Raw genomic sequence first — 8,212 nt, forward strand, 5'->3', positions numbered from 1 at the left:
CGACTGGGCGGCGTCGTGCCAGCTGGCTTTCCAGCGGGCCGCCAGGCGCTGCCAGAGGCTCTCGTGGCCGTGTCGGGGGCGGTGGTGGCCTGCTAGGCGCGGGCCACCGGTGAGTGAGGGTCCGGCACCGCCTCCTCGGCGGTCTCCGGCGCGAGCGGGGCGGCGCTGAGCCCCACGACGGGCGCGACCGGCTGGTGCCGCGTGATGTAGGGGCGGACGATCGACACCTCGTCGGGCGGCGGCTGCTGGCTCGGGTGGGAGCGCTCGGCCTCCCGGCGAGCGATGTCCTCCAGCCGGGTCAGCTGGTGCGAGGCGGCGTTGATCAGGGCGAGCAGCGCACCGCGGTCGTCGAACCAGACGCTCGTGCCGCCGCCGAGAACCAGCTCGGCGCGCGCCCGATACCCGGGCACCTGCTGCACGCGGCCGGCCTCGGGCCAGCCGAGCGCGGTGGTGATCGTCTCTTCAAGGACGCTCATGTTCGATCTCTTTCGTGGGGATGGTGGCGATCAGGGTGATGCGGCAGCCGTGCACAAGCCCGGCGGCCACCAGTCGGCCGGGCGTGGACGGGAGGAGATCGAGCGCGAGTGCGCGCTGCCACTCGGCGAAGTGCAGCTCGATGCTGTAGGCGTCGACGTCGACCACGTAGCCGGTCAGGCCGCATCCGCGTGGGGCCAGGGACCAGCGCAGCGTGTCCAGCCCTCGGTGCGTTGCCAGGACCTTGTACAGCGCATTGACGGCGGCCCGCTGCAGGTGCGTGGTGTCGGGCTCGGCCGGGCGGCTGGGCCGCGTCACAGGTCACCCGCCTGGCCGTCGGGAACCTGCAGCACGATCCGGTAGCCGGGGCAACGCGGCGGATGCTCCAGCGTGCCGTCGGCGGTCCGGTAGGTGACCGACCACATCAGCGGCCCGGGCAGCGCCTCGATCACGCGGACTGGCGTGCCAGCCGCCCAGCGCGGGTGCCGTACGACCATGTCCGGCTTCAGGAGCCGCACCGGGATGGCCGCGCGGGCGAAGGCTTCGACCGCGGGCCGGTAGTAGACGCGGGCCAACCCCTCCTGCCGGAACTCGAGCAGCCCGAGTTCAGCCCAGCGGACGATGTTCCGGTAGTCGACGTCCCACAGGCGCGCCAGGTAGGAGCTGCCCATCCGGGTCGGCAGCCCGCGGGCGGGCAGCTGCAGCGGGAACTCCACCATCACGTTCCCTCCTCGGGGAGCGGAAGGTAGGCGACGCTGGCCGAGCGGTCGTATGGCGCGGCCTTGTACCAGACCGAGAACCGGTCGCGGCCGCGCTCGTCGACCAGGTACGAGCCGCGTGCGTCTTCGGCGGCCCGCCACCTCCACCCGTTCGGCAGGGTCGCGTACCGGAACAGTGGGTCGTCGGCGACCTGGTCGCCGAGCTCGAATCCGAGACCGGCGAGCAGCTGCTCGTCGCAGCCCACTAGCCGGGTCGGGATGACGTCGGAGGCGAGCAGCTGCAGCTGCCCGGCCCGCTCGATCTCCTCGATGCCGACGGCGAGCACGAGCAGCTGGTGTTCGGGGCGGCGGTAGTCGATCGGCGCGCTCACCGGGCCTCACCACTCGGCGGCTCCTCGAGGAAGACCGATACACGAGCGGTGGTGCTGCCTTGAGCGCACCCCGAGCTGCCGTACATGCCGCCGACGGGCGGGTCAGGCTTCCACGTTGGAGGTGGGAGGCTGAGCGCGGCCGCCCACCGGCGGACCGCATCGACCTCCTGCTCGTCCGTGAGCCCGCGGCCCGGATGTGCCAGCAGCGCGGGCTCCTCCGGATGGTCGCTCAGCTCCCAATCCATCACGGGCAGCTCGCGGGTCAGCAACAGGTCCGCCAGGATCGCCGCGGCGATCGCCTGCCGATGGCGGATCGAGATCATCCGGCCTCACCGCCCGGGGCGGGCTCGCCGTCGACCGCGACGTGCTCGAGCACCCAGCGCACCGCGGCGCCGCGGCTGGCCACCTGGTCGGTGGTGTGCGCCGGGCTCAGGCCGTACCTCCCGGTCCGGTAGCCGGCGCCCGCCCACCAGCGGCCCTTCAGCTGCCGGCCGTCCTTGCGGCCCTGGCCGATGATGCCGAGCACGTCGCCGGGCTCGGCCGGCGGCGCGCTGCTGGCAGTGACCACGAAGTAATCCGGGCCCTCGTCGGCCCAACTGAAGGAGACGAGCGGCGGCCCGGCGTGCAGCCACACGCCGCCGGTCTTGATCGGCGGCGTGCCGTACCCGATGCGCTCGACGGGCCCACCCTCGTAGGTACATCCCGAGCGGCGGTCGCCGCCGTCGTCGCGATCCGGCGCCAGGTCGACTGTCCACTGGTGGAAGATGCCGCAGCCCTTGGGCCGCGGGCACACCAGGCGGATCGTCAGATTCGACCGGCCGCCGAGGTCCTCGCGTGTGCGCTCCAGGACCTGCCAGCCCGCCGCGGTGCACTCCTTGGCGTGCTGGACGGTGCGGAAGTCGAGGTAGTCGGGCGCGATCACCGGCCACCCCCGGCGGTCGGCTTGCCGCGGTCGACGCCCGCGGCATGCAGGATGAGGATCAGCAAGTGGGACGCCGCGCGGGCGGTGTGCTGCGACCGGCCGGAGCGGAGGATGGACTCCTCCCAGGGCAGGATCTCGGCCGCCCTGATCGAGCCGAGGGGTCGCTCACCGAAGGCGGGCAGCAGGTAGCGCTGCAGGATCTCGCGCTGCATGGTCTCCGTGACCGGCTCCCAGTCGCGGGCCTCGAACCATGCGACCGCCCAGTCCGTGAACGGGGTCGCCGGGTCGGGGCGCGACGGCTTGCGGTTGCTGGTCATCGCGCCTCACGCTCCGTGATCCGGTGGAGCTCGGCGCGGCAAAGTGCGCACCATCTGCCGTGGCTGGTGGTCATGCCGCACCGATCGCAGGCCGTCACCGGGCCGGTGTTGGCCTGGATGGTGTCGGCCTCCAGCGAGGCGATGCAGCCTGCGCACAGGCCGTCGGGCAGCGGCTGGCCGGGCATGAGCTCGATGGGCGCCGGCGGCACGACTGCGAGTTCGGCACAGCCTGTAGGCGCGAGCGTGCCCGGCAGCGGCGGCGCCTTCAGGAAGGCGGGCACTGGGAACAGGTGCCGGACGCTCGGGTCGGCCGTCGCGTATGGGCTCGGCGGGTTCGGCGCCACGCGGGTCGTCATCGCACACGCTCCGGCAGACCGTGCTCGGCCAGCGCCTGGTCGACGCGGACGCCCGCCGAGCGCGGGCCCGGCGTGACGGCGTCGACGTACAGGAACGCGCGGTCGCCGATCTCCAGCCAGGTGGTCACGTCGGCGCGCACGTCGGGGTCGAGGTCGCGCGTCCAGTCGAAGGACTGGTCGGGCAGCGTGCTGAAGATCTCGGTCATCCCGCACCCCCGCCGTGGACGACCTTGCCGTCGCGGACGAGCGTGAGCGCGTGCGGCCCGGCCTCCATCCACGCCTCCATCAGCGGGTCGTCGACCATGCCGGGCGCGAAGCAGCCGGGGGCGGCCATGCCGGCCGAGTGGTGCAGCGGCCGCAGCACCAGGCCGCCCTCCTCGGCGGAGTCCTCAACCACGTACGTCTCGCCGCCGAGGGCCTCGTACTGGACGTGCACGATGTCGCCGGCGCGGGCGGGGTACCAGGGCGCCTCAGTCAGCTCGCCGTACCCGGCCGTCAACGCGTGCAGCTCGCCCATCAGGTCTCGGCGACGCTTCGCCTCCTCGGCCTGCGCGAGCGGGCTCGCCGCGGCGGGCGGCGTGCCGTATAGCGCCTTGCCGATGGGGTAGTGCCGCGACTCTCGGCGGATGTGCTCGGCGACGGGGGTGCCGGCCGCGGCAGGGCTGGTACGCGCCAGCTGCGTGTCGAGCTGATCGAGCGCGCGATACAGCTGACTCAACTTGTCCTTGGCGTAGGACCAGTTCCCGTCCTCGATTGCGCCGAGCATGCGGCCCGTGAAGTCGATCGCGGCGACGGTCGCCTCGGCGATGTACGTCTCGCGGGGGTTCACCGGTGGGCCTCGCTCATCCGGGCCCAGGCGGCCTCGATCTCCATCGCGCAGGGGACGCTGTCGCAGCTGGCGGGCGTGCAGGCGCCCGGCTGCTCGGCGCTCGACGCCTGGTCGAGCAGGTAGATAGGGTGGTTGATCAACGGAGTTGGTTCCTTCGCTGTGGGTCTCCCGGCTTTGCTGGGAGACCTTCGTTTTTGTCGGTGGCGGCCTGTACGGTGTCGGGCTCGTCGAGCGGAACCGTCAGGTAGGCGCGCACGCTGCCGAGGCCGCGGTTGCTGGTCCTGATGCTCCGTACGGTGGTGCCGGGATAGGTCCTCTTGAGAGAGGTGATCCCGATGCGGACCTCCGCCGGGCTGCCGATCAGGCGGACTTCCATGCCGGGCCTAGAACGGCCGGTCGGGCACGCCGAGGCTGGGCAGCGGCTCGTGCTCGATGTCGGTCGGGTCGAGCATCTCGGGCACCCACGCGGGCGGCTCGCCGGCCACGCCGAGCCCGTCGGCCAGGCAGGCCCACAGGGCCCAGGCCTCGTCGTAGGGCAGGATCAGCACGGCCGGGCTCGGCTGCGCGACGGTGATGGTGACCGGCTCGCCGGCGGCCGCCAGGCCCACGACGACGGCGACGCCGTCCGGCGTGGACAAGCGGTAGTAGCGCACACGCGAATCGATGGGGCGCTGGGGAGCGTCCTGCGTGGGCATGGTCATCGGGAACTCCTGGGGGCTTATCCGAATGCGTCGGCGCGGTATCTGCGGCCGGGCTTGGCGACGAGCGTCACGACGGTGCTCTTCTGCTCGGCGTGGCCAGAGCGGGCTGTGCCTCGGTGAGAGTCATGTGGCCGTGATGAGCCGCCCTCGCCGCGGCTCGAGGAGGGTGACTTCTCGGCGTTCGTGGCCAGATACGCGACCGCATCGCGGATCTGTTCGTCGGTCCAGAAGACGAGGCGCCCGTTCCTGGTGTGCTGGACCGACCGCTCGCGGGCCAGCCTGGAGAACGTGCGGCCGGAGATGCCAGCCCGCTTCCCCGCCTGGGCGCTGGTGTACAGCCGGTATTCAGGCACGTCGGGCGCGGCGGTCATTTCGCGATCAGCTCCCTGGCCATCAGGTCTTCGGGGTCGCACCCCAACGCCTTGGCCAGGCGTACGAGCACCGCAGGCGAGGCGGACTTCTGTCCGAGTTCGACCTGTGTCATGTGCGTCGTGCTGATCTGGGCTTTTTCGGCCAATGCCACCTTGCTTAACCCGGCTGCTATGCGGCGCCCGCGAAGAGCGTTCGGATCCTGGTTCAGCGCCCGCTCACCGGGCGCGCGAGGTGTGCTCATATGCCAGAGGATGCCAGAGGAAGCCAGAGAATATCAAGTTACATCTTTGGCGTAAGTAGCATTGCTCTGGCTCAACTTGCATTCTGATGGGCGTGACCAGGAGTCTTTTCCTGTATTCCTCTGGATTCCGCTGCACCGGAAGGGACGAGAGGCCATGGCTGCAGAGACACCGGGACCGACACCTGAAGGCGTGCTCATCAGGCGCACTCGCGAGAGCTTGAGGCCTCGACTTCCGGTAGCGGAAGCCGCTAAACGGGCAGGCATCACTGCCGATACGTGGGGGCACGTCGAACGCGGCTACCGCACACCACAGAAGGGTCAGCAGGTTCCGGTTGTTGCCACACCATCAACGCTGGCCCACATGGCGCATGCTGTAGGCCTGAAGCCGGACGATCTTGCACGACTTGGAGCCCTCGGGCGGACCAACGCCCTCGAGGCTGCGGAGATCCTTCGCGAGATGTACGGCCCCGAACGCGAGGTCATGAGCGTCCCGGTCGATCGCGGCACCATGTTGCTCACCGTCCCGCCAGCCCTTTCGGACGAGGATCGCGAGCAGGTTCGCCGACAGGCAGAAGACCTCGCCACATATCTAGATCGCCTTCGTCAAGAGAGGGACACGTGAGTCGAACCTGTCCGCAAGGAAACATTCACGTCACTTAAGACGTATTTACTCCCAATTTGCCCAGATAGCACAGATCACACCACTGTGACATAAGGGGTCGGAGATGTAACACTCCGGATTTCAGGCGTTTTCAGTCACGTCCGTAATCGACGTATGGCGCCTGCCCAGCACCAGCACAGGCCCCCGGAGGGCTCTCTCATGCTCGTCACGTACCACGCCGTCAACCGCTCCCAACTTCCCTTAGGTCAGCCAGCCGCGGTGAGACTCAGCGACGACCACACCGAAGTGGTGGTCGACCAGGAACAGATCAATCACCGCCTCCTCGTCCCCCTCGCCGGCGTGAGCAACGCCATCGTCGCCAACCTGAAGCCCAGGAACGATCCATCCCCCACCCTCTGGGGAAGAGTTCATATCGTGCGGCACGACCAGGCCGCGCCCGACCACATCGTGCCGACGATCACGCCGGGTGGCATATTCGTCCCGATCCCCGAGTACCTGATCACGGCCGATCTCGCGACCACCGTGGAACTGCTTGGCACTGAGACCATGCGGTTCTACGAGCCCCCAACAACGGTCATTGGACTAGAACTCCCTGATCAGCCACACCTCTGGACTGGAGCGTGATGCGATGCCCTGGCCCGAATTCCGCAGCGGCCATTGGACCGTCAAGTACCGCAAGCCCGACGGCAAGATCAAGCGCCTGACGTTCGACGAGAAGGGCGAGCACTTCGCCGATGAGGAGGCTGCGTACAACGCTGGCCTCTACCAGGAGGAGCTGATCCGCCGCGGCAAGTGGGTCGACCCCGACGCCCCCAAGATCACCTTCGCCGAGTGGGCGCCGACCTGGTACTCCGGGCAGGACCTGGAGCCGTCGACCATGGCGAAGATCCGATCCGTGATCGAGGGGCACCTGCTCCCCCGGTGGGGCACCCGCGAGCTGGTGTCCATTGCGGCCGAGGAGATGGCTCCCTGGGAGCGTGACATCGTGCGCGCCGGGTACGCGCCCCGCACCGCGCGCGACGCCCGCTCGCAGCTGATCACGATCCTCAACGATGCCGTTCCGCTGCACCTGGCTTTCAACCCGGCGCTACGCCGGAGAGGCAAGGGCCGCAAGGGTCTGAAACGGGTCGCGCGGCACCAGGCGAAGGCGCGCATCTGGGCGAGCCCGCTCCAGGTGATCCTGGTCGCCGAGCGCGCCGCGATCCTGGCGGGCAACCCGGATGTGTTCCTCATGCTCGTGACGAAGGCCTTCACGGGGCTGCGGTGGAGCGAGGTCCTGGCGCTCACGCCCGACAGCCTCCTGCGTCGGGAGCGCCAGCTGGACATCCAGTGGAAGCTCTACGAGCTGTCCGGGTTCTACTGGGGGATCCCGAAGGACGGGAGCATTCGCCAGCTCGACATCCCGGCCTGGCTCTGGGCCCTCCTCGAGGAGCAGGCCGAGCGCGCGCGGCCGTGCAGCTGCAGTAAGCGGTCCGAGGACCTGCCCCATGTCGACGGGATCGAGCATGTCGAGTGGTGCGTCAGCAGTGGCAAGCGCCGCCTTCTGTTCCTGACCCCCGAGGGCGCGCACTACCAGCGCGGCAACTTCGGCACGCGCATCATGCGGCCGGCGGCGGACGGCATGTACCCGGGCAAGAGCGGGGCACGGGCCCGGCCGCCGCGGCCGGTAACCGTTCAGGTCGGCGGCGGCACATGGGGAGAGGAGGACATCCCGTTCCCGGGGCAGCCGCTGCAGCCGCCCTGGCCGTACGCCGCGGTGCCGCGGGAGATGGACTGGGAGGAGTGGCCAGAGCCGCCCGAGGAGTTCGTGATTCCCCGCCAGCGCGGGCAGTGGTTCTACGACGCCGACGATCTCCGTACGCGCCAGATCGCGTCGTGGGCGCCCGTCATGTTCGGACTCACCCCGCACGGGCTCCGGTACAGCCTCCAGACGTGGATGGATGACGGCGGGATCAAGAAGGCGCTCAAGGTCGACCGGATGGGGCACGAGGACCTTTCCATGTCCGGCTTGTACGGGCAGATCACCGACCAGATGGTGACCGACCTGCTGACTCTCCTGACCGGCTTATGGGACAGCGGGGTCGCTGAGCGGTTCAAGATCCACCCGCGATCCCCGGTGCCGATCTTGGATGCGGCGATGGCCCCGTGGCGCGAGGGTAACGTCGAGATGATCTCTGTTTCCCAAATCGTTCCCAAACATGCGAGAGGCCGCCTCGCCTAACCGGCGAAACGGCCTCTGAGCTGGTGGGCGATACTGGGATCGAACCAGTGACCTCTTCGGTGTGAAC

Annotated in this window: 18 protein-coding genes; 3 read left to right on the forward strand and 15 right to left on the reverse strand. The window is 69.5% G+C overall.

Annotated elements, in window-relative coordinates; translation table 11 throughout:
• Window positions 1-92: 92 nt before the first annotated feature.
• Genes KIK09_RS56670 through KIK09_RS56740 form a run of 15 tightly spaced genes read right to left on the reverse strand, consistent with a single transcriptional unit; the run spans window position 93 to window position 5,302 of the window.
• Entirely contained in the window at window positions 93-476 is a 384-nt protein-coding gene (locus KIK09_RS56670; RefSeq protein ID WP_214327875.1) for a hypothetical protein, read from the reverse strand.
• Entirely contained in the window at window positions 463-792 is a 330-nt protein-coding gene (locus KIK09_RS56675) for a hypothetical protein (protein ID WP_214327876.1), read from the reverse strand. Before KIK09_RS56675 ends, KIK09_RS56670 begins: the two co-directional genes overlap by 14 nt.
• Window positions 789-1,196 (reverse strand): hypothetical protein, encoded by a 408-nt coding sequence (locus tag KIK09_RS56680; protein ID WP_214327877.1) that lies wholly within the window; start codon window positions 1,194-1,196, stop codon window positions 789-791. Before KIK09_RS56680 ends, KIK09_RS56675 begins: the two co-directional genes overlap by 4 nt.
• On the reverse strand, window positions 1,193-1,564 hold the full coding sequence (locus tag KIK09_RS56685; protein WP_214327878.1) for a hypothetical protein: 372 nt from the start codon (window positions 1,562-1,564) through the stop codon (window positions 1,193-1,195). Before KIK09_RS56685 ends, KIK09_RS56680 begins: the two co-directional genes overlap by 4 nt.
• Entirely contained in the window at window positions 1,561-1,887 is a 327-nt protein-coding gene (locus tag KIK09_RS56690; protein ID WP_214327879.1) for a hypothetical protein, read from the reverse strand. Before KIK09_RS56690 ends, KIK09_RS56685 begins: the two co-directional genes overlap by 4 nt.
• Window positions 1,884-2,486, reverse strand: a complete 603-nt coding sequence (locus KIK09_RS56695) for a hypothetical protein (RefSeq protein ID WP_214327880.1) — start codon at window positions 2,484-2,486, stop codon at window positions 1,884-1,886. Before KIK09_RS56695 ends, KIK09_RS56690 begins: the two co-directional genes overlap by 4 nt.
• Complete coding sequence (locus KIK09_RS56700; protein ID WP_214327881.1) at window positions 2,483-2,803, reverse strand: phage integrase central domain-containing protein; 321 nt, start codon at window positions 2,801-2,803, stop codon at window positions 2,483-2,485. The genes KIK09_RS56695 and KIK09_RS56700 overlap by 4 nt, the downstream gene beginning before the upstream one ends.
• Window positions 2,800-3,159 carry a hypothetical protein gene (locus tag KIK09_RS56705; RefSeq protein WP_214327882.1) on the reverse strand — a complete coding sequence of 120 codons (360 nt, stop codon included), beginning with the start codon at window positions 3,157-3,159 and terminating at the stop codon, window positions 2,800-2,802. The genes KIK09_RS56700 and KIK09_RS56705 overlap by 4 nt, the downstream gene beginning before the upstream one ends.
• A complete protein-coding gene (locus KIK09_RS56710; RefSeq protein ID WP_214327883.1) occupies window positions 3,156-3,365 on the reverse strand; it encodes a hypothetical protein in 210 nt (69 codons plus the stop codon). The genes KIK09_RS56705 and KIK09_RS56710 overlap by 4 nt, the downstream gene beginning before the upstream one ends.
• Window positions 3,362-3,988 carry a hypothetical protein gene (locus KIK09_RS56715; protein WP_214327884.1) on the reverse strand — a complete coding sequence of 209 codons (627 nt, stop codon included), beginning with the start codon at window positions 3,986-3,988 and terminating at the stop codon, window positions 3,362-3,364. The genes KIK09_RS56710 and KIK09_RS56715 overlap by 4 nt, the downstream gene beginning before the upstream one ends.
• The gene (locus KIK09_RS56720) at window positions 3,985-4,128 is read right to left on the reverse strand and encodes a hypothetical protein (protein ID WP_214327885.1); all 144 of its coding nucleotides are present in this window, start codon (window positions 4,126-4,128) and stop codon (window positions 3,985-3,987) included. Before KIK09_RS56720 ends, KIK09_RS56715 begins: the two co-directional genes overlap by 4 nt.
• On the reverse strand, window positions 4,125-4,364 hold the full coding sequence (locus KIK09_RS56725; protein WP_214327886.1) for a hypothetical protein: 240 nt from the start codon (window positions 4,362-4,364) through the stop codon (window positions 4,125-4,127). The genes KIK09_RS56720 and KIK09_RS56725 overlap by 4 nt, the downstream gene beginning before the upstream one ends.
• Before the next feature lie 7 nt (window positions 4,365-4,371).
• A complete protein-coding gene (locus tag KIK09_RS56730; protein WP_214327887.1) occupies window positions 4,372-4,689 on the reverse strand; it encodes a hypothetical protein in 318 nt (105 codons plus the stop codon).
• Between the two features lie 17 nt (window positions 4,690-4,706).
• Window positions 4,707-5,060: a hypothetical protein gene (locus KIK09_RS56735; protein ID WP_214327888.1), complete on the reverse strand. Its 354-nt coding sequence runs from the start codon at window positions 5,058-5,060 to the stop codon at window positions 4,707-4,709.
• The gene (locus KIK09_RS56740) at window positions 5,057-5,302 is read right to left on the reverse strand and encodes a helix-turn-helix domain-containing protein (protein ID WP_214327889.1); all 246 of its coding nucleotides are present in this window, start codon (window positions 5,300-5,302) and stop codon (window positions 5,057-5,059) included. Before KIK09_RS56740 ends, KIK09_RS56735 begins: the two co-directional genes overlap by 4 nt.
• A gap of 154 nt (window positions 5,303-5,456) precedes the next feature.
• Here KIK09_RS56740 and KIK09_RS56745 point away from each other — a divergent pair, with 154 nt between their 5' ends.
• From KIK09_RS56745 to KIK09_RS56755, 3 genes are all read left to right on the forward strand, one after another.
• Window positions 5,457-5,924: a helix-turn-helix domain-containing protein gene (locus tag KIK09_RS56745; RefSeq protein WP_214327890.1), complete on the forward strand. Its 468-nt coding sequence runs from the start codon at window positions 5,457-5,459 to the stop codon at window positions 5,922-5,924.
• A 198-nt stretch (window positions 5,925-6,122) separates the two neighbouring features.
• On the forward strand, window positions 6,123-6,548 hold the full coding sequence (locus KIK09_RS56750; RefSeq protein ID WP_214327891.1) for a hypothetical protein: 426 nt from the start codon (window positions 6,123-6,125) through the stop codon (window positions 6,546-6,548).
• 4 nt (window positions 6,549-6,552) lie between these two features.
• Window positions 6,553-8,145 (forward strand): site-specific integrase, encoded by a 1,593-nt coding sequence (locus KIK09_RS56755; protein ID WP_214327892.1) that lies wholly within the window; start codon window positions 6,553-6,555, stop codon window positions 8,143-8,145.
• Window positions 8,146-8,212: the final 67 nt, after the last annotated feature.

Origin of the sequence: Nonomuraea sediminis (assembly GCF_018531495.1) — a bacterium.
Classification (GTDB): Bacteria; Actinomycetota; Actinomycetes; order Streptosporangiales; family Streptosporangiaceae; genus Nonomuraea; species Nonomuraea sediminis.

Excerpts from the sequence above, each read along its gene's own strand:
- KIK09_RS56670 (WP_214327875.1), bottom strand. The coding sequence starts at position 476 with ATGAGCGTCCTTGAAGAGACGATCACCACCGCGCTCGGCTGGCCCGAG.
- KIK09_RS56690 (WP_214327879.1), bottom strand. The coding sequence starts at position 1,887 with ATGATCTCGATCCGCCATCGGCAGGCGATCGCCGCGGCGATCCTGGCG.
- KIK09_RS56700 (WP_214327881.1), bottom strand. The coding sequence starts at position 2,803 with ATGACCAGCAACCGCAAGCCGTCGCGCCCCGACCCGGCGACCCCGTTC.
- KIK09_RS56705 (WP_214327882.1), bottom strand. The coding sequence starts at position 3,159 with ATGACGACCCGCGTGGCGCCGAACCCGCCGAGCCCATACGCGACGGCC.
- KIK09_RS56710 (WP_214327883.1), bottom strand. The coding sequence starts at position 3,365 with ATGACCGAGATCTTCAGCACGCTGCCCGACCAGTCCTTCGACTGGACG.
- KIK09_RS56725 (WP_214327886.1), bottom strand. The coding sequence starts at position 4,364 with ATGGAAGTCCGCCTGATCGGCAGCCCGGCGGAGGTCCGCATCGGGATC.
- KIK09_RS56730 (WP_214327887.1), bottom strand. The coding sequence starts at position 4,689 with ATGACCATGCCCACGCAGGACGCTCCCCAGCGCCCCATCGATTCGCGT.
- KIK09_RS56735 (WP_214327888.1), bottom strand. The coding sequence starts at position 5,060 with ATGACCGCCGCGCCCGACGTGCCTGAATACCGGCTGTACACCAGCGCC.
- KIK09_RS56740 (WP_214327889.1), bottom strand. The coding sequence starts at position 5,302 with ATGAGCACACCTCGCGCGCCCGGTGAGCGGGCGCTGAACCAGGATCCG.
- KIK09_RS56745 (WP_214327890.1), top strand. The coding sequence starts at position 5,457 with ATGGCTGCAGAGACACCGGGACCGACACCTGAAGGCGTGCTCATCAGG.
- KIK09_RS56750 (WP_214327891.1), top strand. The coding sequence starts at position 6,123 with ATGCTCGTCACGTACCACGCCGTCAACCGCTCCCAACTTCCCTTAGGT.
- KIK09_RS56755 (WP_214327892.1), top strand. The coding sequence starts at position 6,553 with ATGCCCTGGCCCGAATTCCGCAGCGGCCATTGGACCGTCAAGTACCGC.